At 60.2% G+C, this 24,397-nt stretch carries 20 protein-coding genes; 11 read left to right on the top strand and 9 right to left on the bottom strand.

What is annotated here, in order from left to right; genetic code table 11:
- Positions 1–186: 186 nt before the first annotated feature.
- Positions 187–957, top strand: coding sequence for a MipA/OmpV family protein (locus tag AB4P90_RS06570; RefSeq protein WP_020301179.1), 771 nt, complete (start codon positions 187–189; stop codon positions 955–957).
- Between the two features lie 134 nt (positions 958–1,091).
- Here AB4P90_RS06570 and AB4P90_RS06565 read toward each other — a convergent pair whose 3' ends face one another.
- The 5 genes from AB4P90_RS06565 to AB4P90_RS06545 all read right to left on the bottom strand — a co-directional run bounded on the left by AB4P90_RS06565 (position 1,092) and on the right by AB4P90_RS06545 (position 4,749).
- A complete protein-coding gene (locus AB4P90_RS06565) occupies positions 1,092–1,496 on the bottom strand; it encodes an EamA family transporter (protein WP_395605759.1) in 405 nt (134 codons plus the stop codon).
- Entirely contained in the window at positions 1,493–1,873 is a 381-nt protein-coding gene (locus AB4P90_RS06560) for an EamA family transporter (protein ID WP_102666047.1), read from the bottom strand. Before AB4P90_RS06560 ends, AB4P90_RS06565 begins: the two co-directional genes overlap by 4 nt.
- The gene (locus AB4P90_RS06555; protein ID WP_395606086.1) at positions 1,870–2,790 is read right to left on the bottom strand and encodes an arginase; all 921 of its coding nucleotides are present in this window, start codon (positions 2,788–2,790) and stop codon (positions 1,870–1,872) included. Before AB4P90_RS06555 ends, AB4P90_RS06560 begins: the two co-directional genes overlap by 4 nt.
- A gap of 227 nt (positions 2,791–3,017) precedes the next feature.
- Positions 3,018–3,671 carry a DsbA family oxidoreductase gene (locus tag AB4P90_RS06550; RefSeq protein WP_058410460.1) on the bottom strand — a complete coding sequence of 218 codons (654 nt, stop codon included), beginning with the start codon at positions 3,669–3,671 and terminating at the stop codon, positions 3,018–3,020.
- Positions 3,672–3,729: 58 nt separating this feature from the next.
- The gene (locus AB4P90_RS06545; RefSeq protein ID WP_019817689.1) at positions 3,730–4,749 is read right to left on the bottom strand and encodes an alpha/beta fold hydrolase; all 1,020 of its coding nucleotides are present in this window, start codon (positions 4,747–4,749) and stop codon (positions 3,730–3,732) included.
- A gap of 190 nt (positions 4,750–4,939) precedes the next feature.
- Between AB4P90_RS06545 and AB4P90_RS06540 the strand changes: the two genes are divergently transcribed.
- A complete protein-coding gene (locus AB4P90_RS06540; RefSeq protein ID WP_395605758.1) occupies positions 4,940–10,510 on the top strand; it encodes a dermonecrotic toxin domain-containing protein in 5,571 nt (1,856 codons plus the stop codon).
- A 77-nt stretch (positions 10,511–10,587) separates the two neighbouring features.
- Positions 10,588–11,505 carry a transcriptional regulator MetR gene (gene metR, locus AB4P90_RS06535; RefSeq protein WP_014717116.1) on the top strand — a complete coding sequence of 306 codons (918 nt, stop codon included), beginning with the start codon at positions 10,588–10,590 and terminating at the stop codon, positions 11,503–11,505.
- Positions 11,506–11,749: 244 nt separating this feature from the next.
- Here the strand turns inward: metR and AB4P90_RS06530 are convergent, their stop codons facing one another.
- Genes AB4P90_RS06530 through AB4P90_RS06520 form a run of 3 tightly spaced genes read right to left on the bottom strand, consistent with a single transcriptional unit; the run spans position 11,750 to position 13,976 of the window.
- Positions 11,750–12,256: a GNAT family N-acetyltransferase gene (locus AB4P90_RS06530; RefSeq protein WP_014717115.1), complete on the bottom strand. Its 507-nt coding sequence runs from the start codon at positions 12,254–12,256 to the stop codon at positions 11,750–11,752.
- Positions 12,253–12,666: an NUDIX domain-containing protein gene (locus AB4P90_RS06525; RefSeq protein ID WP_103451499.1), complete on the bottom strand. Its 414-nt coding sequence runs from the start codon at positions 12,664–12,666 to the stop codon at positions 12,253–12,255. Before AB4P90_RS06525 ends, AB4P90_RS06530 begins: the two co-directional genes overlap by 4 nt.
- Positions 12,663–13,976: an HD domain-containing phosphohydrolase gene (locus AB4P90_RS06520; protein WP_014717113.1), complete on the bottom strand. Its 1,314-nt coding sequence runs from the start codon at positions 13,974–13,976 to the stop codon at positions 12,663–12,665. Before AB4P90_RS06520 ends, AB4P90_RS06525 begins: the two co-directional genes overlap by 4 nt.
- Positions 13,977–14,175: 199 nt before the next feature.
- On the opposite strand from AB4P90_RS06520, the gene AB4P90_RS06515 reads away from it, so the two are divergent.
- Genes AB4P90_RS06515 through AB4P90_RS06500 form a run of 4 tightly spaced genes read left to right on the top strand, consistent with a single transcriptional unit; the run spans position 14,176 to position 20,240 of the window.
- Complete coding sequence (locus tag AB4P90_RS06515) at positions 14,176–16,050, top strand: bifunctional diguanylate cyclase/phosphodiesterase (protein WP_020301183.1); 1,875 nt, start codon at positions 14,176–14,178, stop codon at positions 16,048–16,050.
- 34 nt (positions 16,051–16,084) lie between these two features.
- Positions 16,085–17,050 (top strand): cytochrome-c peroxidase, encoded by a 966-nt coding sequence (locus tag AB4P90_RS06510; protein WP_058410464.1) that lies wholly within the window; start codon positions 16,085–16,087, stop codon positions 17,048–17,050.
- Positions 17,047–18,864, top strand: coding sequence for a DAHL domain-containing protein (locus AB4P90_RS06505; protein WP_060767101.1), 1,818 nt, complete (start codon positions 17,047–17,049; stop codon positions 18,862–18,864). The genes AB4P90_RS06510 and AB4P90_RS06505 overlap by 4 nt, the downstream gene beginning before the upstream one ends.
- Positions 18,861–20,240: an ATP-binding protein gene (locus AB4P90_RS06500; RefSeq protein ID WP_275967744.1), complete on the top strand. Its 1,380-nt coding sequence runs from the start codon at positions 18,861–18,863 to the stop codon at positions 20,238–20,240. The genes AB4P90_RS06505 and AB4P90_RS06500 overlap by 4 nt, the downstream gene beginning before the upstream one ends.
- A gap of 20 nt (positions 20,241–20,260) precedes the next feature.
- Here AB4P90_RS06500 and AB4P90_RS06495 read toward each other — a convergent pair whose 3' ends face one another.
- A complete protein-coding gene (locus AB4P90_RS06495) occupies positions 20,261–20,533 on the bottom strand; it encodes a type B 50S ribosomal protein L31 (RefSeq protein WP_014717108.1) in 273 nt (90 codons plus the stop codon).
- 302 nt (positions 20,534–20,835) lie between these two features.
- Here AB4P90_RS06495 and AB4P90_RS06490 point away from each other — a divergent pair, with 302 nt between their 5' ends.
- The 4 genes from AB4P90_RS06490 (at position 20,836) to AB4P90_RS06475 (ending at position 24,365) form a co-directional block, all read left to right on the top strand.
- Positions 20,836–22,455, top strand: coding sequence for an FMN-binding glutamate synthase family protein (locus AB4P90_RS06490; protein ID WP_020301187.1), 1,620 nt, complete (start codon positions 20,836–20,838; stop codon positions 22,453–22,455).
- A gap of 12 nt (positions 22,456–22,467) precedes the next feature.
- Positions 22,468–22,752, top strand: coding sequence for a putative quinol monooxygenase (locus tag AB4P90_RS06485; protein ID WP_014717106.1), 285 nt, complete (start codon positions 22,468–22,470; stop codon positions 22,750–22,752).
- Between the two features lie 60 nt (positions 22,753–22,812).
- Positions 22,813–23,109 (top strand): cupin domain-containing protein, encoded by a 297-nt coding sequence (locus AB4P90_RS06480; RefSeq protein ID WP_014717105.1) that lies wholly within the window; start codon positions 22,813–22,815, stop codon positions 23,107–23,109.
- 125 nt (positions 23,110–23,234) lie between these two features.
- Positions 23,235–24,365: an OpgC family protein gene (locus tag AB4P90_RS06475; RefSeq protein WP_014717104.1), complete on the top strand. Its 1,131-nt coding sequence runs from the start codon at positions 23,235–23,237 to the stop codon at positions 24,363–24,365.
- The last annotated feature ends 32 nt before the right edge of the window (positions 24,366–24,397 follow it).

Raw genomic sequence — 24,397 nt, 5'->3', positions numbered from 1 at the left:
GGGATAGAGCAGGGACTGTGCCAACTGGCCAAAACCCCGCAGGGCTGGGGGTGAGCGCGAAATGCGCAGCGATATATGTCGCAGGAGCTACAATTTTTGTAGCTTGCTACAAACAACATGAGTGCTTGCGCAGGCGCGTCGGTTTGCGCGTTCATGCGCGCCTGCCCACCTTCAGGAAACGTCTCCATGTCCAAGCTCGCTGCTGCTGTATTCACCGGTTTACTTGGAGGGTGGGGCCTTTGCAGTGCCGCGTGGGCAGAAGGCATCACAGGCGACGTGGGCGCGGGCCTCAGCTATCAGCCCCACGACCCCAGCGCCAGCCGCTACGAAACCCGGCCTGTGCCTTACCTGGACCTGGATTGGGGCGACGTCAGCCTGAGTACCGATGACGGCCTCACCTGGAGCGCCCTGGATACCCACGGCCTGACCGCTGGCCCCTATATCAACTACCTTCCGGGGCGTACTTCCAACGGCGAATTGCAGGGCCTGCGCAACGTGTCGGACATGGCCGAGGTGGGCGGCTTCGTCCAATACGCCCCGGCCAATTTCTGGCGGGTCTATGCGCAATTGGGCCAGGCCGTGGGCGGCGGGCATTCCCAGAGCGGCGCCCTGGGCAAAATCGGCGGCGAACTGGGTTACCCCGTGGGTGGCGGGATTATCGGCAGCAATAGCCTGGTTGCGCACTTTGCCGATGCGCGCCAGACCAATACCTTCTTCGGCGTGGACAACAACGAAGCCGTCGCTTCAGGCTTGCGGCCCTATAACGCGAGCGGGGGCTTCCAGAATGTGACGCTGAGCCAAAGCTTCGCCTTCCCCCTGGCGCCCCATTGGTCGCTGCTGACCAGCGCCAGCTGGGTACACCTGGTGGGGTCGGCGGCCAAGAGCAGCATCGTCAAGGAGGCTGGCCATGTGAATCAGGGCCAGGTGCAGACGGCGATCAGCTACACCTTCGACTGAATTACACGGGAGCAAAATTGTGGGAGCGGGCTTGCTCGTGAAAGCAGTGTGTCCGTCACCCGCTACTTAACTGACCCACCGCATTCGCGAGCAAGCCCGCTCCCACATTGAGCCTGTGTTTCATAGCACTAACTTCAGTGTTCTTCGCCTTCAGCCAACAGCGCGATACCACCGATAATCACCACCACGCCCACCCAATGCAGCACGCTGATGTGCTCGCCCAGCCCCAGCCAAGACCCCAGCAATACGGCCACAAACACCAGCGAACTCAGCGGAAACGCCAGGGACAAACTGCTACGCCGCAGGATCAGCATCCACACAAAAAACGCACCCAGATAGCTGGCAATCGCCGCCAGAATCCCCGGGTTGCGCGCCACGTCCGCCAGCCATTGCCAACTGAAGTCCATCTGCCCCAATTGATCGCCGGCCACCTTGGTGAACAACTGCCCGGCGCTTTCGGTGGCGATCAGCAGTGCCCACAGCACCAGGGTGCCAAGCCGCCCATGCAGCCAGCCGGTATTGATTGTTTGCGTTGTCATGCCTGGTTCCCCGCGATTGCTACCAACATCACACCCAAAGTGATCACCAATGTGCCCAGCCAGCGACGTCCGCTGACGGTTTCCTTGAGCACCACCCTGCCCGCCAACACCACCAGGCAATAGGCCAACGCCGCCAGCGGAAACAGCAGACTCAAGGGCGCACGGGACAGCGCTTCGAGCCACACAAAAAACTCAATCACATAGGCGCCGACGCCGGCCCACAGCAGCGGCGCATTGAACACCTGGCCCCAGAACGCACGCAGGCGAAAAACGCCATCGAGTTGGGGCAAACGGTCCACGCCCAATTTGAAACACAGCTGGCCAATCACATCGAGGACGATGGAAAACGCCAGTAACAACACCACGGTCAGGGTCACGGGAACAGCTCCTCAAACAGGTCGATCAAGGCTTCATTGGTTGCAGCATTGCGCTGCAAGTCTTGCGGGCTCCAGCGCTCCGGTGGCGGCTGGTCGGACTTGGCTTCCCAGCGCTTGAACGCGTTGCTGAACGCCGGTGTGGCGAACTCACCGCAGATGTCGATGCCAATGATGCGTTTACCCGCCGCCAACGCCCGCAGGGCCTGGAGCAAATGGGTCAGGCGCATGCCGCCCTGGTCCCAGTTGGTGGCGGCGTCTTCACTGGCCAGCACATCTTTGTCGATGGTGATCCAGATCGCCTCGGTGGGCAGGCTGACAATCATCTGGTCGAGGAAGGCCCCCCAATCCAGGTCCGCCAGGTTGCGCCAGTGCAGGTGGTTTTCCTGTTGCTGGTGGCCGGCGCCGTCCCCCACCCGGCCCCAGACCTTGGACGGCGGATGCTGCCAGGGAAACAACTGCAAACGCCCGCGCTTGAGGGCGCCAAGGTTGCCGCCGCGCAGTTGCGGGTTATGCAGGTCATCGCTGCACGGGCCGAGGGTGACGATGCGTTGGATCGCCGGCATCTTCAGCGCCCGGTTGACCCACGAACCGCAGTGCCGCTTGGGCGCAAAGCGCACCCAGTCGGGGTGGTTGTCAAAGTGAATCAGGCTGACGGGCTCTTTGAGATCGGCCAAAAACGCCGGCGTAAGGTGGTGATAATCGCCGGAACCGACAAACAGGATTTCCGGGCGCGCGTCACGGGGCCGTGGCCGTTGGGCCAGGCGCTCGACGAAACGCTTCCAGGTTTTTTCGGTGGACCACAAACGCAATTTCGGGCCCAGGTCCAGCAGGTCCAGGCGCGTGGCCCGACCGCTGGCCAACCGCCGGGCAATCGGTGCCTGGCCGGTGAGGCTGTGGTCAAGGTCTAGAATGTTCAAGGTAAGTTTCACCCCTAATGGCAGCGCCCAACCGCAGGCCGGTTGGGCTTTAGGGGTGTAATGCAAGGGATGGGCCAGCGCTCGGATGAGCGCCATGTTTGCAAACAATGAGTATCACGTGTGGGAGCTGGCTTGCCGGCGATAACGGTGTGTCAGCCAGCCCATTTGCAACTGACAGTCCGCTATCGCAGGCAAGCCAGCTCCCACATTTTGCTCCGTGCTCGGCCTCAGGATTTCGATTCGTTGATAATCTGGCGAATCGCGCCGACGAAGGCTTCCGCCGGTTGCCCACCGCTCACCGCATATTGGTCATTGAAGACAATGGTCGGCACCGAACTCACCCCACGAGAAACCCACAGCTGTTCCTGCTCGCGGACTTCGGCGGCGTATTCATCGCTGGCAAGAATCTCGGCGGCGCGCGCAATGTCCAGCCCTACGCTCTCGGCGATGATCGCCAGGGTCGCGTGGTCGGAAGGATCCTGGCCGTCGCTGAAATACGCCTTGAACAGCGCTTCCTTGAGGTTGTATTGCAAACCTTCCAACCCGGCCCAATGCAACAGGCGGTGCGCGTCGAAGGTGTTGTAGATACGGCTCTGGCCGTCGGTGCGGAACGCAAAGCCCAATGCGGCGCCCATGTCGCGGATACGCGCACGATTAGCCTGGGACTCTTGCGCCGTGGAGCCGTACTTTTCGGTGATGTGCTCGACGATGTTCTGCCCGATGGCGGGCATGTTCGGGTTCAGTTCGAACGGCTGGAAATGAATCTCGGCCTGCACTTCGCTGCCGAGCTGGTCGAGGGCTGCGGTCAGGCCGCGCAGGCCGATGATGCACCAGGGGCAGGATACGTCGCTGACGAAATCGATTTTCAGGGGAGTACTCATGGTGGGCAACCTCGCGTGCAGTCATGCGCATACATAAAGGTTGCACGATACACCACCTTCACAGCACCTTCGAAGGCTCGCTCAAATCGATCTGCGCCCAGTGCGCGGCATCCTGGCGATGGGCTTGCAGGTAGGGCAACACCGCCGCCAGCAAGGGCGCCTTGAACGCTTCCTGAAAACGGTGGGCCAGGCCGGGAATCAATTTCAACTGGCTGCCCTGGATATGCGCGGCCAGATGCACGCCGTGCATTACCGGCAACAACGGGTCGGCGGTGCCGTGTACGACCAGGGTCGGCACCCGCAGCTGGTTGAGCAAGGGCACACGGCTCGGCTCGGCCAGGATCGCCATGATCTGGCGCTTCACGCCTTCGGGGTTGAAGGCGCGGTCATAGGACAGCGCCGCCTGGTGCAGCAACGCCTGGCGATCGTCCTTGATATCCGGGCTGCCCAACGCCGCGAGCAAGTCTGCCTGTTGCTCCAGCGCCACCTCACGATTGGGCGCGCTGCGCCGCGACAGCAATTGCACCAGGGCTGCGTTCGGTGCGGGCAGGCCCTCGGCGCCGGAGCTGGTCATGATCAGGGTCAGGCTTTCCACACGCTGTGGCGCCATGGCCGCCAGGTGTTGAGCGATCATGCCGCCCATGCTTGCGCCAAGGACATGGAATTGCTGCACCTGCAATGCATCCATCAAGCCCAGCGCGTCGTCGGCCATGTCGGTCAACGTATAGGGTGCCGCCACCGGCAAACCGAGCTTGTAGCGCAGCACTTCGAAGGTCAGGTTGGCGCTCGCCGGCGCCTGCCGCCAGGTGGACAGGCCGACGTCGCGGTTGTCGTAGCGAATCACCCGAAAGCCTTGTTCGCACAGGGCCACCACCACTTCATCCGGCCAGTGAATCAACTGCCCGCCCAGCCCCATCACCAGCAGCAACGCAGGGTCGGACGCACGGCCGATACTTTGATAGGCGATGCTCACCTGAGCCAGGTCGACCGTTTGGGTCGGGACATTGACATCACACCGAGAAGCCGCAAAAGACGGCAGGCCGAACAGGAGAGCGGCCACTAAAAACAACGCACGCATGAAAAACACCAAAACGCAGAACCCCAGTAGAGCGCGAGTCTGATGAAGTTTGTTCAAGCGCGCTGCCACAGTTCGATGACAGTTTGATGAAGAGTGCCCAGCGGTCATGTCGATAGCTATGTGCCGCAGCCCACTTGGCATGTCGATCTCTAATAGGGCTTTGGCCTTTTAGATAGAGCGAATCCGCCCCATGCCTTCTTCCATTGCCCTACCTCCTGCGACACACCCACTGATGCAACCGGCCATCGACGAACACCTGCTCGCCGATGCCACGCAACGCTTGCAGAACTGCCGCGCCGAGCTGCTCGTGCTAATGGAGGGTATCCCGACGGTGCGCGACACCATCAATCGGATGCTCCAAGCGCAGCTTCAATTGGACGGCGAGCGCGTGGCACTGGAGTTTCCCGCCACCGAGCGACGTGGGCGCAGCCGCATTGTCCTGACAGATGCCTGCCTCTATATGCAACAGCATCCGGCCCTTGATACAGCGCAGGTGCCAGACGCACGTGTGCTCAACCTGCCGCAGGCCCACGCGTTGTCGCGCTACACCGCGGCGATGCTGCTCGACGAGCTCAAGGGCCTGGACCTGGAACAAAGCCTGGATGACCACTGGCTGCGCTACTGGCGTACAGAGCGAGCGCCCCGCTCGCCGGTAACTTGCTACAAGCGGGTGCTGGAGCTGTACCGGATTCACATTGAAGCCAGCGCTGAGCGGTCACTCGCCTCGGGGAAGGTGCATGCCGAAGTCCTCGATCCCGTGTTTTCACTGCTCCATTCGCAGTCTGCTACAGCGCAGACACCTCGCCGCTACACCGAACACCTATTTCTCAAGCCCCACGACGCCCCAGCCATCGCCCTGCCTGGTGCCTGGGTATTGAGCCTCGATACGGAAACGCCGGCCAGTCAACTGCTGTACCTGCCCACTCAGGTTCCGACATGGAAGGTATTGAGCAGACGCGAAGACCTGGAACGCTGGCTGCTCGACCGACAGCAAGCGCTGTTCGGCATCACCGAGGTCGATCCTTTGGCAAGGATCGACTATAAGGCCAGCCACAACCCGCTGGAAACGGGCATCACCCTTTGGCTGAAGCAATTGACCGAGGCGCAATATCAGGACGCGCTGAGTCCTCTTGCGAACGTACAGATCCACAACGCTTACTTGGCCCTCCAGCACGTCGACCGGCTTGATGACATGCGTAAAACCCGCTGTCTGTTTGCCTCGGAGCCTGAACACCCGGAATCGGCCGTCGACACCACTAGCACCCCACCCGTTCCCCAATTCGGCCGGCTGCATAACGGTGTCGATACCCGCCAACGCAAAGCTTTGATCGAGCACCAACGGCGCGCCCTGGAAAACCTGTTGGGCAACGACACACCAACGAGTGAGCGCTGGCAGTCATTCAAGCAACAACTGGACGCACTCAAGGCGCTACAACACGCTGCCGAAGCGGCGGCGCGGGCCATGCTCAACCGAGCGCCCCTGGATTTCGACACGCTCAACACCCACTACACCGCGCTGTACCAGGCACGTTTGCAGGGGGTCAAGACCGAAGCGCGTATCCAGAGAACCCTCGATCAACTAAGTGAGGACGAACTGCAACTGATCGAAAACGCCCTGGCCGCACCCTCGCCGGATGTCGTCGCATTGACCTTGTCGGTCACTCAGGCCGGGAATCCAACGCCTTCCCGCACCGAACTCAACGGGCCACTGGTTTTCCTTCCACCCCAGGACGAATCCACGGCCGGGACACGTGAAGGCGTGCATATCATTTACTGGCCCGGCAGCGACGGTGGTTTGCAGCGTTTCTCGTCGCGCCAGGCACTGGAGGATGGGATATTTGGCATTCAGCCCGAGGATCAACAACTGGCGCTGCAATTCACGACACTGACCCAGGACCCATTCGACTACAGCTTGAGCAGTCAACAGGCCGCCTTTGAAGAACAGGCCGCCCGCGTGCGCCAGACGTGGTCAGCCGATGAACACGCGTCACAGCGCGTCGGTGAACTGGAGCAACGGGTGGAGCAAACGCTGCCTGGCTTGTTGGTGCCCGAAAACTCGGCGCGTGAGGCGGCGTTTCTGCTACTTGTCGAACAACATAATGCGCGGCTGCTGGCCGAACGACTGCCGTCATGGCTGATCACTCAACCCGTTGAAAAACGCGAGGCATTCAAGGCCCTGCTACGCGCCTATATACCGGCGCTGAACAATGCCCAGACGCTGCTGGAGCGCTCCCTGCCACCGCGTGACGCGTTCGTCAGGCACAAGCTCGATGCGCGTATACGCAAGGATTTTTCCATCCGCAAAGGCTTTACTCTTCAACTGGAACTGCCTGACTCGGTGGAGCATAAACGCGACATCATTGCCGGCGCCGCACCGGGTACTCCGGTCAAAATCATTGATGTACCCAGTGCCAGGCGCAGCCAGATGACGTTGGACGACCTGGCGCTACGCAACATCGACGCCGAACTGAGCCAGCGCCTGGGGTTCGTGACTGTCCAGGTGACAGCCGACGATGTCGAGGAGCGTGACACCCTCAAGGCTGGCATCACAAAAAGCTACCTGAAGAATCTAGTTACCGGCCTTGACCTGGCTAAACAGTACGAAGTCCGCATCCTCGACGCGTTCAAGGGCGCCCAGGGCGAATCCATCCATCAAAAACTCTACCGCCGCGAATGCCTGGTGGAGCCTTTGCGCCTGATGCTCAAAACGCAGGGCATATTGGCGCACATGCAGAACCACATCAGCGCCGACGAAGTACAGGTGTTGAACACTGCCATCGACGCCGATACCCAGGCCGCCTGGCACGCCAGCGCGAAGCGCATCCGTCTGCTGCCGGCTCATCTGAGTGTTGGTGGTGCGGACACCCGGCAGGAGAGCCAGATTACCCTGTCGGGCATCACATTCATCGAGGAACAAAACTCGGGCAGCACCTTGCTTTACCTTCCGGACGCGCCTGACGAACGCTACCTGCGCCGTTATGCCAATCTTGAGCAGGCGCGCATTGCCCTGTTCGAACTCTGCCGTCTCGACAGCATGGCGCTATACGTGGCGGGTCGCGCAATCAAGGGTGATGTGCGAGCACACCTGGGTCGTATCGACCATGCCACCGGTAAAGGCTACGACGCGATGATACAGGCCGGACTCCCCTGGCCAGTCACCACTTCGTTGGCCGCCCATCAGTTGAATGCTCAGATGGGCCGTTTGCTGGAAGCGCATCGTAATGATGCGCGATCCAATGATGACCTGGCCCACGAAAAATATTCTCTCAAAAGCGGCAAGGTGTTCAACGGCATCAAAATCGCTCTGTCGTTCGTACCCTTCATCGGCACTGCAGTGTCCCTGGCAGACGCCACCACCAGCCTGTACCAAGCCGTAGCTGCCTTCAGGCGCGGTGACAGCGGGCATGGCATCGAACAATTAGCCTCGGTGTTCGAGTGCCTGGTATACGCGGCGATGGATACCCTGGCGCTGGCGGCCGTGCCCGGCTCACGCGGCAGTTCGGCCCGGCGATTGAGCGCCGCCCACCAGCTCAAGCATCCGCGACGCCCAAACTTTTGGCGCTCTGTCAAAACACACCAGCGCACAACCGCACGCCAGCGTTTTGCCGGTTACGAACACCCGCATATCTTCAGTATCGACAGCCTGCAACCGGTACATACCGGGCCTTATCGCCATACCCTGCGCCACACCTCTGGCGAGCATTTCATCCTCAGTGAGGGGCGCTATTACAACGTCAAGTTTGACCCAACGGCTCACGAGATGCGTCTGGTCGCCAAGGGCAAGTATTACTCACCGGCCGTTGCCCTGGACCACGCGTTGCAGTGGGACACTTACTCGGCACTGCATGGCGGCCACCTCACGGGTTATGGCGGCGGCAGCAGGCGCACAGGACGTGACGCATCGCGGGCGCGGGCCAACGTGCCAGCAACCGTTGCTCGGCAACTGCCTGCAGACGCGCTTGAGGTCAATATGCAGCGCCTCGAACTCGGCCAATCCCTGCAAAACCAGGCCCGTGCCTGTTACGGTCAGGTCAGCGAGACCACCAGCAAGCTAAAGAAATTTGCCAGTGACTATCCGGCCCCGTCAGACGTATCACCACAAAAATTAACGGACAGCAAAATCCTGGATATCGCGCTGACCAAAGACGTCGACGATGCCAAGCACCTGTATGCATCGTTCGAAACGGCTAAACAGCGTCAAGTGCATATTCGCGACCTCGACTATTCCGAGGAACTGAACCGGACAGCCCACATCGTAGCGGACCGCCTGAACCACCTGATCCAGAATGCAAAAGACCGGGCCGGTGTGCTTATCGATCGAATCATCGAGATCAACCACCAACTGAACCGCTCATCTCACACACCAGGGGCTCTTCAAGCACTGACCCAGGAAATCAGACAGTGTCGCCTGGACTTGCTCGATGAGCTGAACCGGATAGAGGCCTCGATGAAAGACATGAGCACGTGGGTCAAACGCATCACCGTCAGGCACACGCGCACGGAGGTCTCCACCTACTTGGATGCCTGGAAAAACAGGTTTACCGACCTGCGCATGGCGAGCACGAGAAGCAGCAATCTCATGCAAGCGCTCAGCCTGCGGCCAGACACCTTGAGCATTGACTGGCTGTTTCTGGAGGCCGCAGTGCATCGAGCCAGAAGCAAGTTCGATCGTGCCGTCACCAGCCACATGACGTTGCCCGATGCCAACATCAGCCGTGTCGAACGCAACCGGGTCCTGCAAAACTGCATCAAGGTCTATGAAGACTTGTCGCTTGACTTGATAACCTGGAACGAAAAATCGCCCAGCCATTTCGACCAAAGCTTTCTGGGGCTGCTGCAGAAGGATCTTGCCCGCCTGATACGAAAAGCCCAGCGCACGATAAAAAAGCCCGCTTCCCAGTCAACATCGAACACCACCCAAACGGTGTTTGAAACTGAAGAGGGTCAGTTATTGATTGGTATCGAGAAGCCGGCCGGCCAGCAGTCGCCGAGGCAATTGATCATCAACGATGCGGATGGGGCGACTGTTGAAGTGTGGGACAAGATTGGCGACAGCAACACCTTTCGCTTGAACACCAACCAAAGCCGAACGGTTGCCGCCCCACCGAAGCTCCCCACCGACGTAAACGCCTTGCTCGCCAACGCCCGTGCACGCTTGGCGGCGGCGGATGCCTTTGAAAATAAGGTGCGAAGCTACAAAACCATGGAACCGATCAATCTTGAACATATGCTGGTGACCGAGGCCAACGATCTGCGTGCCCGCGCCAGCAAAGTGCAGAGCCTGGATGCAAACAACCCGATCATCGAACAACTGAACACTCGAGCCAGTGCGCTTGAAAAGTCCGGTGAAGCGTTGCGTATCACGCGCAGCCTGCAAAGCAGTACGCCTACCGAGGGCTACCTGGATTACCTGATGGGCAAAGGTCGCGTGGTAATCCGCAAGAAAGGCACACGGCAAAAAATGCGCGAAAAGCGTCCCGATGGACAAGACGACTACCTGCAAGAATATGAAATATACGAGGCGAGCAAGCAGGCGAAAACCGACAAACCGATCTGGTACGCCCATTTTCATTACGATGCGCCGAACTCGGCATTCGACAGTTTTCGCAAAGCACATTTAAAGCTGCAACATCAGCAATATCTCGGGATGAAATGGCAAGCCGCCAAAGAGGGTGCTGGCGCTGCCTTTGCCGACACCAGGATCTGGCGCGGCAACATCGACAAGTCGATCGCCGAAACCCACTTCCTGCCATTGGGTTGACGCCGTTACGCTGCGGCCAACATGAACAAAGCTCAATGCATTATCATTGAACGCAAATTGCACTCATGAAGGCCGCCATGCTCGAAATTCGCCACCTCAAGACGCTTCACGCCTTGCGCGAAGCTGACAGCCTGGTCGAGGCCGCCGAACGCCTGCACCTGACCCAGTCCGCCCTGTCCCATCAGTTCAAGGAGCTGGAAGAGCGCCTGGGCATGCAGTTGTTCGCGCGCAAGACCAAGCCTGTGCGCTTCACCAGTGCCGGCCTGCGCCTGCTGCAATTGGCCGACGCCACCCTGCCCTTGCTGCGCGGCGCCGAGCGCGATATTGCGCGGCTGGCCGGGGGCACCGCCGGGCGCTTGCACATGGCGATCGAATGCCACAGTTGTTTCCAGTGGCTGATGCCGACCATCGACCAGTTCCGCGATGCCTGGCCGGAAGTCGAGCTGGACCTGGCCTCGGGCTTTGCCTTCGCGCCGCTGCCGGCCCTGGCCCGTGGCGACCTGGACCTGGTGGTGACCTCCGACCCGCTGGAACTGCCGGGCATCACCTACGTGCCGCTGTTCACTTACGAAGCCATGCTGGCGGTGGCCAACCAGCACGCGTTGGCGAACAAGTCCTACATCGTGCCGGAAGACCTGCTGACAGAAACCCTGATCACCTACCCGGTGGAACGTGACCGCCTGGACATCTTCACCCGCTTCCTGGAACCGGCCGACGTTGAACCGGCCCAGGTACGGACTTCGGAGCTGACGGTGATGATGATGCAACTGGTGGCCAGCGGCCGTGGGGTGTGCGGCATGCCCCACTGGGCGCTGCATGAATACAGCTCGCGCGGGTATGTGAAGGCCAAGCGTTTGGGTGAGAAGGGTTTGTTCGCCACCTTGTATGCGGGCATTCGTGCCGACATGCTCGATGCGCCTTACATGCGCGACTTTTTGCTGACGGCCAAGGACACCTCATTTTCCACCTTGGATGGCGTCAGCGCGGCGCGTTGAACGGGCTTCAAGTGTGTGGCCTTGTGTGAGTAATGCCGGTCAGTTAAACGCAGCCCCCCCTGTGGGAGCGGGCTTGCTCGCGAATGCGGTGGGTCAGTCAACGTATCCAGTAACTGGTATCGCGCTTTCGCGAGCAAGCCCGCTCCCACATTTTGATCTTCGTTGCTTTGAGTATTGCGTTCGCTTAACTGACCGGGATCAGGGCTTGCCAGCGATGCAGGCAAGCCAGCTCCCACAGTGAATTTCAGTCAACGTGCAATTCACGCCACATGTGGATCTTGTCGAAGTATTCGACGCCTACCCGCACCGCCAGTGGCTCCAGGCCGTACTGAATGAAACCGCAGCGCTGGTAGAGCGCAAAGGCGGCGTCATTGCCGGCGGTGACCGTCAGTTGGATCAGCTTCAGGCGCGGGTGGCGGCGGGCCTCTTCCAGTGCCGCTTGCACCAGTTGCCGCCCCAGCCCCTGCTGTTGATAAGCCTCGGTCACGTACATGCCGAACAAGGTCACTTTGTGCCGGGCCTTTTCCCGTGGCTCGAACGCAAGGCCGACAATACCCGCCAACTGATCGCCGTCGAAGGCGCCAAACAGACGGTCCAGCGGGCTGTCGAGGCGTTTTTCCCACCAGTTCAGGGGCATCAGAGCACGCTCGGCCACGCTGGAGGTGAACGCCTGGGGATAAGCGCCATACGCCTGTAGCATCAACGCCCGGTAAGCAGGCGCGTCTTTAGCCTCCAGCGCGCGAATGATCATGCGTCGATCAGCGACGCGCGGTAGAGCGGCAGGATCGTATCGCGGGTCAACGGCGCCAATTGCAGGCCGCCATCGCCCGAGGGGTCGATCCAGCGGATTTCTTCAATTTCCGCCGCTGGCATCACCGCAACGTCGATCTGCACCTGGAACAGCTCGGCCTGCACGGTGAAGCCCGGTTCGTTGGCGGCAGGCGCCGAGAATTGGCCCAGGTACGTGGCGTCCTCTACCTTGATGTGCAGGTTCAACTCTTCATAAAGCTCACGGGCCAGCGCCTGGACGGGTTGTTCGCCCGTGTCGATCTTGCCGCCAGGTTGCATGAACGCCTGGGTGCCGCGCTTGCGCACCAGCAGGGTCTGGCCGGCTTGATCAATGAGGATGGCGGCGGCGATGCGGATGGTTGAATCATTCATGAAAGAATCGAGGTCTCTTCGGGCTGTTTGATAAATACGCTGTACTTGGCGCCTTCCATCGCTTCGAACGCGATCAATTTGTCCACCAGCGGCAAGTTCAGCACTTTGCCGGCATTGAGCAACAGCATGCCGTTATCGGCGTTGAGGTTACGGGCCAACACCATACCGGCCTCAAGCTCACGGGTGGTGAGGACTTTGACCGTAGGGTCGCCCAGGGTCACGTCGCTGAGGAAGGTGGCGCAGGCTTGCACAAAATCTTCCACCAACGCCGGGTCATACAGGCGCCCGGCGTACTTGCGGATATACAACAGCGCTTCGTCGCTGTTGAGGTGTCGCTCCAGGATCAGGCCTTTCTGCAATTCGATAAAGTCCACCGCCAGCTTCAGCAGCCGTGAACCGGGCGGGATGGTATCGCCCTTGAGGTGGTCGGGAAACCCCGTGCCGTCCCAACGTTCCTGGTGATGACGAATGATCCGCGCCGCGTCCTTCATCGGCTCCAGGGTCATCAGCAACGACTCGCTCTGCCCCGGATACTCACGGTACAAACCGCGGTCGGTGCTATGCAGTTTGTCCGACGGTGCAACCATCATGCTGTCGGTCCAGCTCAACTTGCCGATGTTGTACAACGCGGCGGCCATGGTCAGGTCACGGGTGCTGGATTCGTCCATGGACTGGGCGGCGCAATACACGCGGATCAACTCGATCAACGCACGGTTGGTCTGTTTGTCCTTGGGCAAGCGCAGGTTGGCCAGCAGCGAGAACACTTCGGTGCCGGTCACGTAGCTGCGCTTGAGCTCGTCGTAGGCCAGGTCGAGCATGTCGGCGGTTTGTTGCAACTCGGCGGTACGCGCCGCCACACGTTTTTCCAGGGTGGCGTTGAGCAGCTTGAGCTGTTCGGTCTGGTCTCGGGCCAGGCGTTCAAGCCGTTGGTGCTCGAGGGTTTGCTGCAACACCAGTTGCAACTCCTCGTCGTTCCAGGGTTTGCTGATGTAGCGGTGGATCTGCCCGTCGTTGATCGCCTTGATGATGGTGGTCAGGTCGGCGTAGCCGGTGAGCAGGATGCGGCTGGTGGCGGGATACAGGCGGTGGACCTCGGCCAGCAGCGTGGCGCCGTCCATGCCGGGCATGCGCGCATCGCTCATCACTAGATCGATAGGCCGGGTCGCCATGATCTCCAGCGCCTGGGCGCCGCTGGTGGCCAATACCACGTCATAGGGCTGGCCGCGCAGCAGGCGGCGCAGGCTGTTAAGGATCGACTCTTCATCGTCGACCAGCAAAACAACGGACTTCGTAGCGAGTTGTTCATCCATGGCGACTCTGCCTTCAAATTAAACGAAGTTAGGCTAAATTGAATCCGCGCAATACAAAGCGCGATTGATTTGACGCCAACTGGCCGTCGATATCAAGGGAACTCAACTATGCTGCACTGCATGCTCGCGCCCCGTTCAGTTGTAGAACCAGGGAAGGAATTGTCATGCCATCAAGCCTTTTGCACGTGCCGAGTACGCCATGAGGACGGAATCGGGCCGGGCCAACCGGCGCATCCTGATCGTGGATGACACGGCTTCGATCCACCAGGATTTCCGCAAGATCCTTTGTGCCGACGAGTACGGCGAGCCCTCCCTCGACACTCTGGAGTCCGCCCTGTTCGGCACCACGGTGCCGGTGCGCCAGGCGTTTGACCTGGACTCGGCCTATCAGGGCCAGGAAGCCTTGGCGCTGGTCAAGAAAGCCCTGGACGCCCACTCGCCCTACGCCATGGTGTTTATCGACATGCGCATGCCCCCTGGCTGGGACGGCCTGCACACCATCGAACAGTTGTGGGAGGTGGACCCCAACCTGCAAATCGCGCTCTGCACGGCCTATTCCGACTATTCCTTCGAGGCCATCGAAGCGCGCCTGAAGTACAACGACCAACTGCTGATCCTGAAAAAGCCCTTCGACCACCTGGAAATCCGCCAGATGGCCAGCGCCCTGACCTGGAAATGGCAACTGGCCCAGGACGCGGCCCTCAAGGTGATCAGCCTGGAGCGCACCATCGAGGAACGCGTGCAGGAGCTGCTCAAGGTCTCGCACTTATTGCAATACGACGCCCTGACGGAGTTGCCCAACAGCACGTTGCTGGGCGACCGCCTGACCCAGGCGATCGCCTTGGCCCGCAGGCACGACACGCAACTGGCGGTGATGTTTCTGGGGCTCGACCGCTTCAAGCGCATCAACAACGCCCTGGGCTATCCGGCCGGCGACGAGGTGCTGGCGCAGGTGAGCCTGAGCCTGGTGGCGGCGGTGCGGGCGTCGGATTCGGTGTTTCGTTATGGCTCCGATGAGTTCGTGGTGCTGCTTAACGATATCCAGCACCCCCAGCAAACCCAGCACATTGCGCAAAAGGTACTCAATGCCGTCAGCGCGACTCGCCATGTCGCGGGGCATGACCTGAGTGTGAGCGCCAGCCTGGGCATCAGTATTTACCCCGATGACAGCGACAATGCCGTGGGTTTGCTCAAGCACGCTGAAACCGCGATGCGCACCAGCAAAGAACGCGGCCCGGGGGATCTCAGCTTTTACACCGAAGACATGAACCTGCGCGCCCAGCACCAGCAAAACCTGGAAAGCGCGATCCGCCAGGCGCTGGACCGCGATGAGTTTGTGCTGCATTACCAGCCCAAGCTGGCGCTGGAGACCGGGCGCATCGTCGGTGCGGAAGCGCTGACACGCTGGTTTCGACCGCAGTCGGGTTGGGTCAGCCCGGCGGAGTTCATTCCGGTCGCCGAAGACAGCGGCCTGATCGTACGCCTGACTCAGTGGGTACTGCGCCAAGCCTGTACACAGGCCCAAGCCTGGCGCGAGATGGGCCTGGCGCCCCTGCGCATGTCGGTGAACATCTCGGCGATCGACTTTCGCCAACGGGACTTCGTCGACAACCTGGCCGCCATCCTCAAGGACACCGGCCTGCCGCCCACCCAACTGGAACTGGAAATCACCGAAAGCGTGCTGATGCAGAACGTCGACGAAACCGTGGAAACCCTGCAAAAGATCAAGGCCATGGGCATCCGCCTGGCCCTGGACGATTTCGGCACTGGCTACTCCAGCCTCAGCTACCTGCGGCGCTTTCCCATCGACGTGCTGAAGATCGATCAATCCTTCGTGCGCGGCCTGCGCATCAATAGCCAGGACGAACAACTGATCAGCGCTATCATCGGCATGGGCAAGAGCCTGGAACTGAACATCATTGCCGAAGGCGTGGAAACCGTCGACCAACTGAATTTCCTCAAAGCCCAGCAGTGTGAGGAGGGCCAGGGTTTTCTGTTCAGCAAGGCGCTGCCTTCGAAAGATTTCGTGCAGTTGCTGCAAACGGATAGCGCGACACTGATGCCGGATCAATAAAATCAATAGCCCTGGGCCTGCAAGGAGTGCTCGCTTGAGCAATGTCGTAAACCACCGTTCCGGCCTGATGTTCGCGTTATGCCTGGGCACCGCATCGCTGTCAGCCGCGCCGCTGGACGAAGCACTCAAGCCCTTGCCGGCGGTTCCAGTACTGGACCCGGCCAAGGTTGAATTGGGTCGCCAACTGTTCAACGAGCCGCGTTTGTCGGTCAACAACACCTTGTCCTGCGCGAGCTGTCACCAACTGACCAGCGGCGGCGCCGACAACAAGCCATTCTCCATTGGCTTTGACGGCAAACCGGTGCAGATCAACACTCCGTCCGTGTTCAACGCCAGCCTGAACTTCAAACAGTTCTGGAACGGTCGGGTGGACACGTTGCAGGCCCAGGTCGAGCAGGTGGTGATCAGCCCGGTGGAAATGGGCAGCGACTGGAAAACCGTGGTGCGCAACCTGTCTGCCCTGCCCGCCTACCAGAACGCGTTCGAACAGGCCTATCCCGATGGCGTCACCGCTTCCAATGTGCAAAATGCCCTGGCCACCTACGAGCGCACGCTGCTGACACCCAACTCGCGGTTTGACCAATACGTGCTGGGCAACACCGATATCCTGACCCGCCAGGAAAAATACGGCTACCAACGCTTCAAGGATTACGGCTGCATCGCCTGTCACCAGGGCGTGAACATTGGCGGCAATATGTTCCAGAAGTTCGGCGTGATGGGCGACTACTTCAAGGCCCGCGGCAACCCGCTGGAATCAGACCTGGGGCGCTACCTGCTAACCCAGGATGAAGAGGACCGCCATGTGTTCAAGGTGCCCAGCCTGCGCAATGTGGCCGTCACGGCGCCGTACTTCCACGACGCCTCGGCCAAGACCCTTGAAGAGGCGGTTGACGTAATGTTCAAGTACCAGTTGGGGCGCAACCCGTCCCAGGAAGACAAGGACCTGATTATCCAGTTTCTCAAGACCCTGACCGGTGAATGGGCGGGCAAGCCGTTATGAGACCCTTGTCACGCCGACGCACCAGTCAGATCCTGCTAGGCCTCATCACCCTGCTCCTGGCCTCCACCCTGGTGTTTTTGTACCTCAAGTCTTCACGCGACCAGACAGCCACTTATACCCAGTCGCGCGACTTGATCCGCCAACTCCAGCAGCTCAATGCCCAGTGGGACAGCGAAGTACTCAAGGCCCGCATCGCGATCACCCACAACTACGACCCACTGGTCACACCGCTGACCGAAATGACCCGCATCGGCGCTGAACTGGAGAGCCGCGACACCTACCACAGCGCTGCCGACCTGCCCGGTTGGCAAGCCAGCCATGCGGCGTACCTGACGGCCATCGAGGAAAAAGCCCGGCTCGTCGACCAGTTCAAATCCCACAACGCAGTGCTGCGTAACTCATTGGCTTTTTTGCCGACGGCCGAAGACGACATCCAGGCCCAATTCAACAGCATGACCGACGAAGGCCGCCTGCAACTGCAAAGCGTGGCCACCGACACTTACGACCTGCTGCTCAGCAGCCTGGAGTTCGCCCAAGTCACCAGCGACGAACGTGCCGCCGATATCCTGGTGGGCCTGGGCAAGCTGGCCATCAACCAACAGAGCCTGCCCAGCGAGTTCCAGGCACCGGTGGAGATTCTCAGCAATCATATTTCGCTGATCCTGCGCGAACAGCCACTGGTCAACAGCCTGCTCGAGCGGATTGCCGCCGTACCGGTGGCCGAACACCTCGATGACCTGACCACTCACCTCAATCAGGACCAGCAGGCCACTGACCTCATCGATCATCAGTACCATCGCTACCTGCTGATCTTCTCGACCTTGCTGGTGGTGTTACTGCTTTATCTGGCGGTGCGCCTGCTGCGCAGCTTCGCCGAGATCAACCGCGTCAACCGCGCGTTGCAGGCCGCCAACGAAACCCTGGAGCAACGGGTGGAGCGGCGCACGCAACAGCTCAAGGATGCCCAGAGCGAGCTGATGGACAGCGCCCGCCAGGCCGGCATGGCGGAGATCGCCACCAACGTGCTGCACAACGTCGGTAACGTGCTCAACAGTGTGAACATCTCCGCCGACCTGGTCAGCCGCAAGTTGCGCAGCAGCAAGGCGCTCGGCCTGGGCAAGGCCATGCAACTGATCAACGCTCACCAAGGCGACCTGGGTACCTTCCTTACCGAGGATGAAAAGGGCAAGTTGCTGCCGGGCTATCTGAACCAGTTGGTCGAAGCGATTGCCACCGAACAGCAAGGCATGAGCGATGAGCTGGCGCAGTTGAGCAAAAGCGTGGACCACATCAAGGACATCGTCTCGACCCAGCAATCCTATGCGGGTGCGTCTACCTTGCTGGAGCCGGTCAATATCAGCGCCTTGATGGATGACGCCCTGCGCATGAACGCCGGCGCGCTGAGCCGTCACCATGTCACTGTTGTGAAGGCGTACGCCCCGGTGCCGGAGATATTGGCGGACAAGCACCGGTTACTGCTGATCATGGTCAACCTGATCAGCAATGCCAAATACGCCATGGACAAACTGTCTGAGCGGCCACGGCAAATCACCCTGGCGGTGGAATCGGTAGGCGATGAGACCCTGAAGATCAGTGTGAAGGACGATGGCGAAGGCATACCGCCCGAGAACATGGCACGCATCTTCACCCACGGTTTTACCACCCGCAAGGAAGGCCACGGCTTCGGCCTGCACAGCTGCGCCCTGGCCGCAGTGGAAATGAACGGCCAGCTCAGCGCCCACAGCGACGGGCCGGGCCTTGGCGCCGTCTTCACCTTGACCATCCCCCTGACCCTTGCCGGAAGCAGCTCATGAACCAACCTCCCAACCGGCGCATCCTGCTGATCGATGACACACCGTCCATCCATGAGGATTTTCGCAAGATCCTGATGCCCGACGAAGCCTCAACCGAAGCGCTGGATGAGATGGAGTCGGCACTGTTTGGCGACGCGGCCAAACCTCAAACCCAGGCATTCGAACTGCACGGCGCTTATGGCGGCGAAGAAGGCCTGGGCTTGCTGACCAGCGCCATGGCGCAAGAGCGCCCCTATGCGTTGGCCTTCGTTGACATGCGGATGCCCCAGGGTTGGGACGGCGCCAAGACCATTGAAGAACTGTGGAAAGTCGCCCCCGACCTGCAAGTGGTGGTGTGTACCGCCTACTCGGACTATTCCTGGGATGACCTGTTGTTTCGCCTGCACGCCCACGACCGCCTGCTGATCCTGAAAAAGCCGTTCGACAACATTGAAGTCCAGCAAATGGCCAACACCCTGGCCAACAAATGGGACATGGCGCGCCGCGCATCCCTGCAAACCTCGCAGCTGGAGCGGTTGGTGGAAGAACGCACCCAAGCGCTGCAACTGGAAATTGAAGAGCGCAAGCTCCTGGAAAGCCAACTGGTGCAGTCGGAAAAACTCGCCTCACTGGGGCAACTCGCAGCCGGTGTCGCCCATGAGATCAACAACCCGGTGGGCTTTATTTCCTCCAACCTCAGCACCCTCGACAGCTACTTCAAGCAGCTGCAACAGATGCTCGATGCCTACCAGCGCAGCGAAGCGCACATCGGGGCGCCAGAACATCGCGAACCGCTCACGGCATTGCGCAACGAGCTGGACCTGGATTTTCTCAAGGACGACATTCCGATCCTGATCCGCGAATCTAAGGACGGCATCGGCCGTGTGGTGCAAATCGTCAAGGACCTGAAGAACTTCTCACGGGTGGATAACGACCAGACCTGGCAATTCGCCAACCTGCAGCAAGGCATCGATTCGACGCTGAACATCGTCGCCAGCGAACTCAAGTACAAGGCCGATGTGGTCAAGCACTACACGCCGCTGCCGGAAATCGAATGCCTGGCCTCTCAACTCAACCAGGTGGTGATGAACCTGGTGATCAACGCCGCACAAGCCATGGGCCCTGAGCGCGGCACCATTACCATCAGCAACGGAGTGGAAGGCGAAAACGTGTGGCTGGAAGTCGCAGACAACGGCTGTGGGATTGCCCCCGAGACCGTGCAGAAGATTTTCGACCCGTTCTTCACCACCAAGCCGGTGGGCGAAGGGACGGGGTTGGGGTTGTCGTTGTCCTACGGGATCGTCAAGAAACACCGTGGCGATATCAGCGTCAGCAGTGAGGTAGGCAAGGGTACGAAGTTTCGGGTAGTACTGCCGATTCGGCAGACGGCGGCGTAGGGCACGCCGCCGAATCATGCTCATGCGTCAGCTTTTTTCGGGCTCGACCCAAACGATGCAAAACGCTTGTTGAACCCGGCAATCCGGCCTTCGGCCTGGGTCTTGCGCTGCTGACCGGTGTAGACCGGGTGCGAGGCGCTGGAGACGTCCAGCGGGATGTAGGGATAGGTGTTGCCGTCGCTGTGCTTATGGGTGCGATCACTGTCGGCGGTGGAACCGATGAGGAAGAACACGTCGGCGGCAGTGTCGTGGAACAGCACGGTGCGGTAGTCGGGGTGGATACCAGCTTTCATGAGGCCTCCGGGGCGTCTGGGTGCGGTTGATTTGTTATACAGTAACACAACATCAAGCATCCAAACGAGAACCTTTTGCAATAAGGTTAGGCTTGTTGCGTCTAGTAAGCCGATGCTGAGAGCCGCCCGAAACTATCAATGCTGACAAGGGTTGAACCGAATCAAGCGCCGACAGGTGTCTATCCCAGGCCAGTCTGTCCCACCCGCGTTGCCAAACTGAATATTCCCACAGGTTGTCTATGGTTTCCTGACAGGCGCAGAATGGCGGATCGACCTGAAGAGTCCGAACCCAAGGAAACCGTATGAGCCTGTCCTTGTTAAGCCGCTACGCCTTCTTTGCTGTGTGCGTCATTTTCACCCTCGCCAGCCTCCCCTTTATCGAACATGAATGGCTGTGGCCGATCACGCTGGTCACCGGCGTACTCAGCCTGATCGGCATTGTCGACCTGCTGCAAAGCCCCCATGCGGTGCGCCGTAACTATCCGATCCTGGGCAATATCCGTTACCTGGTAGAAACCATCCGCCCGGAAATCCGCCAGTACCTGCTGGAGTCCGACAGCGACGCCCTGCCCTTCTCCCGCGCCCAGCGCTCGCTGGTGTATTCGCGCGCCAAGAACGAAACGGCGGACAAACCCTTCGGCACCCTGATTGACGTGTACCAGTCAGGCTTTGAATTTATCGGCCACTCCATGCGCCCTGCGCCACTGAGCGACCCCAGCAGCTTTCGCGTGATGGTCGGCGGCCCGCAGTGTGCACAGCCATACTCGGCGTCGGTGTTCAACATCTCGGCCATGAGTTTCGGCTCATTGAGCGCCAACGCGATCCGGGCACTCAACCACGGCGCCAAGCTCGGCAACTTTGCCCATGACACCGGCGAAGGCAGCATCAGCCCCTATCACCGAGAAAACGGCGGCGACCTGACCTGGGAACTGGGCAGCGGTTACTTCGGTTGCCGCACCAGCGACGGCCGTTTCGACCCCGAACGCTTCGCCGTACAGGCCCAGAACCCGCAAGTGCGCATGATCGAAATCAAGATGAGCCAAGGTGCCAAGCCCGGCCATGGCGGGATCCTGCCCAAGCACAAGGTCACCCAGGAAATCGCCGATACGCGCGGCATCATGATGGGCGAAGACTGCATATCACCGTCACGCCACAGTGCGTTCTCCACGCCCATCGAGCTGATGCAATTCATCGCCCAATTGCGCGAACTGTCCGGCGGCAAACCGGTGGGCTTCAAGTTCTGCCTGGGCCACCCGTGGGAATTCATGGGCATCGCCAAGGCCATGCTCGAAACCGGCATCCTTCCGGATTTTATCGTGGTGGACGGCAAGGAAGGGGGCACCGGCGCCGCCCCCGTGGAGTTCACCGACCATATTGGCGTGCCACTGCGTGAAGGCTTGCTGTTCGTGCACAACACCCTGGTGGGCCTGAACCTGCGCGACAAGATCAAGCTGGGTGCCAGCGGCAAGATTGTCAGTGCGTTCGACATCGCCAGCGTCCTGGCCATCGGCGCCGACTGGGCCAACTCGGCGCGTGGTTTCATGTTCGCCATTGGCTGCATTCAGTCGCAGTCATGCCACACCAACAAATGCCCGACTGGCGTGGCGACGCAAGACCCACTGCGTCAACGTGCCTTGGTGGTGCCGGACAAGGCCCAGCGGGTATTCAACTTCCACCGCAACACGCTGCACGCTTTGGCCGAAATGCTCGCCGCCGCCGGGCTCGATCACCCGTCGCAGTTGTCGGCCAAGCACTTGGTGCGACGCATGTCGGCGACCGAGATCAAACTGTTTTCGCAGTTGCATGTATTCCTGAAGCCTGGGGAATTGCTCACCGGGGAAGTGAACGGCGAGTTTTATTCGCGGATGTGGCAGATGGCGCGGGCGGACAGTTTTGAGCCGCATGAAATTGCTGCAGCCTAAAGGACACCTAGCATGTTGAAAGTCATCGCCGAAGACTTTATCAAGCCCGAACATGTGGAAACCGTGCGCCCCTGGTACGCCGAACTGGTGGAAAAAACCCGCCAGGAACCGCTGTGCATTGCCTACGACTTGTTTGTCGATCAAAAAGACCCCGGGCACTTCATTTTTATCGAGCAATGGCCGGATCAAGCGGCGCTGGATGCGCACTGCCAGACCGAGCACTTCACCCGGTTGGTGCCCCAGATCAATGAGCATCAAGCCAAGCCATGCCGGGTCTTGTTGATGGACGCTTTCTGACAAGACCCGCCGCCTGCTGAACCGGACCACCGACGGCATCGTTGAAACAAGGAGATTCACATGCCGTTATTGGACTTCGTCGCTATCGCCGCGCAACTGCCCGACAGTTGGACATCCACACGTCTGGGCCAGGTTGGCCCGGCGCGGATCAAAGTACTGCGCATGGATGAACAGGCGTACGAGGAAGAGACCCACGACTACAACGAAGGGTTGTTGGTGATCAGCGGGTACTTGCACCTGCGCATCGGTGATCAAGCCATCAGGGTGGACGCCGGCCAGATGTACCTGGTGGAAGCCGGCACTGCCCACGGTGTGCTCATAGGCAGCCAGGGCACCCTGGTGATCATTGATCTCTAGAGACATTCAGTAATACCCAGCCTTTGCAATTGCTTACAAATACCGCCAACCTGCGCCCGCCCTACGTGCGGCGACGCCCACGCTCACCTATCGTCAATCAACTACTTGTTCAAGAGCCCGCTGCCATGCTGAACGGACGCGACCCGCGCATCGATTTTTTTCGGGGCCTGGCGTTGATCTTCATTTTCTGGGATCACGTGCCTCACAACCCCCTGGCCAATGTCACCGTGCAGAATTTCGGCTTCAGTGACGCCGCCGAAATCTTCGTGTTCCTGGCCGGCTACGCGGCGGTGCTGGCCTACGGCAAGATCCTGCTGCGCGACGGCTACGTGTTTGCCTGCGTGAAGGTCCTGCGCCGGGTATGGACGCTTTACGTGGTGCATATTTTCCTGTTGGCGTTGTTGATGGGCATCGTGATTTTTGCCAACAGCCATATCGAAACCCGCGATCTGGTGCAGGAGATGGGCCTCGAGTATTTCCTCACTCACACCCAGCAGGCCCTGCTCGATGAGCTGTTGCTGCGCTTCAAACCCAACCTGACCGACCCATTGCCGCTGTATATCGTGCTGATGATGAGCCTGCCCATTACCCTGCCGCTGCTGGTGCGAGCGCCCACGCTGATGGTGGCGATATCGTTAGCGGTGTATCTGCTGGCGCCTTGGCAAGGCTGGAACCTGCCGGCCAGCAACGGCGGCGTGTGGTACTTCAACCCTGTCACCTGGCAATGCCTGTTTATCCTCGGCGGTGCGTCGGCCTTGCGTTCGCCAGGCCCGGTCGATGCACGCCCGCTGCTGCGCCAACCGCTATTCGTTGCCGCTGCGGTCTACGTGTTGGTGACCTGCGTGATCACCTTGTCGTGGCGCTGGCCCGAGGTGCACGACGCCTGGATGCCGAGGGCGATTGGCGAATGGCTGTACCCCATCAGCAAGACTGACCTGTCCCCCGTGCGCCTGCTGCACTTCCTGGCCTTGGCCTACGTCACCGCCAAACTCCTTCCCGATGTCGGCTGGACGCAACAGTGGCTGGCCCGACAACTGGCGCGGATGGGGCGTTATTCACTGGAAGTGTTTTGCCTGGGGGTGGTGTTGGCACCGTTGGCCGATATGCTCAATGCCATGGCCGGCGACTCCCTGGCGATCAAGCTGACCACGGCCCTGGCAGGGGCGGCGCTGATGGCGGCACTCGCGGGGTGGCTGGACGTGAACAAGCAACTGAACCAACGCGCCGCCGCCCGCGCCGCATCGCTACATAGTTAGTCACGGCGCCCATCAGCGGGATGGTTCCATTG

Origin of the sequence: Pseudomonas sp. B16120, from assembly GCF_044218845.1 — a bacterium.
Classification (GTDB): domain Bacteria; phylum Pseudomonadota; class Gammaproteobacteria; order Pseudomonadales; family Pseudomonadaceae; genus Aquipseudomonas; species Aquipseudomonas paracarnis.
The sequence above is the reverse complement of the archived record's forward strand: the minus strand, read 5'-3'. Positions and strand labels throughout refer to the sequence as shown.

What these genes read in the sequence shown, in the direction of transcription:
- AB4P90_RS06570 (WP_020301179.1), top strand. Translation starts at nt 187, where the DNA reads ATGTCCAAGCTCGCTGCTGCTGTATTCACCGGTTTACTTGGAGGGTGG.
- AB4P90_RS06565 (WP_395605759.1), bottom strand. Translation starts at nt 1,496, where the DNA reads ATGACAACGCAAACAATCAATACCGGCTGGCTGCATGGGCGGCTTGGC.
- AB4P90_RS06550 (WP_058410460.1), bottom strand. Translation starts at nt 3,671, where the DNA reads ATGAGTACTCCCCTGAAAATCGATTTCGTCAGCGACGTATCCTGCCCC.
- AB4P90_RS06545 (WP_019817689.1), bottom strand. Translation starts at nt 4,749, where the DNA reads ATGCGTGCGTTGTTTTTAGTGGCCGCTCTCCTGTTCGGCCTGCCGTCT.
- AB4P90_RS06540 (WP_395605758.1), top strand. Translation starts at nt 4,940, where the DNA reads ATGCCTTCTTCCATTGCCCTACCTCCTGCGACACACCCACTGATGCAA.
- metR (WP_014717116.1), top strand. Translation starts at nt 10,588, where the DNA reads ATGCTCGAAATTCGCCACCTCAAGACGCTTCACGCCTTGCGCGAAGCT.
- AB4P90_RS06530 (WP_014717115.1), bottom strand. Translation starts at nt 12,256, where the DNA reads ATGATCATTCGCGCGCTGGAGGCTAAAGACGCGCCTGCTTACCGGGCG.
- AB4P90_RS06525 (WP_103451499.1), bottom strand. Translation starts at nt 12,666, where the DNA reads ATGAATGATTCAACCATCCGCATCGCCGCCGCCATCCTCATTGATCAA.
- AB4P90_RS06520 (WP_014717113.1), bottom strand. Translation starts at nt 13,976, where the DNA reads ATGGATGAACAACTCGCTACGAAGTCCGTTGTTTTGCTGGTCGACGAT.
- AB4P90_RS06515 (WP_020301183.1), top strand. Translation starts at nt 14,176, where the DNA reads ATGAGGACGGAATCGGGCCGGGCCAACCGGCGCATCCTGATCGTGGAT.
- AB4P90_RS06505 (WP_060767101.1), top strand. Translation starts at nt 17,047, where the DNA reads ATGAGACCCTTGTCACGCCGACGCACCAGTCAGATCCTGCTAGGCCTC.
- AB4P90_RS06500 (WP_275967744.1), top strand. Translation starts at nt 18,861, where the DNA reads ATGAACCAACCTCCCAACCGGCGCATCCTGCTGATCGATGACACACCG.
- AB4P90_RS06495 (WP_014717108.1), bottom strand. Translation starts at nt 20,533, where the DNA reads ATGAAAGCTGGTATCCACCCCGACTACCGCACCGTGCTGTTCCACGAC.
- AB4P90_RS06490 (WP_020301187.1), top strand. Translation starts at nt 20,836, where the DNA reads ATGAGCCTGTCCTTGTTAAGCCGCTACGCCTTCTTTGCTGTGTGCGTC.
- AB4P90_RS06485 (WP_014717106.1), top strand. Translation starts at nt 22,468, where the DNA reads ATGTTGAAAGTCATCGCCGAAGACTTTATCAAGCCCGAACATGTGGAA.
- AB4P90_RS06480 (WP_014717105.1), top strand. Translation starts at nt 22,813, where the DNA reads ATGCCGTTATTGGACTTCGTCGCTATCGCCGCGCAACTGCCCGACAGT.
- AB4P90_RS06475 (WP_014717104.1), top strand. Translation starts at nt 23,235, where the DNA reads ATGCTGAACGGACGCGACCCGCGCATCGATTTTTTTCGGGGCCTGGCG.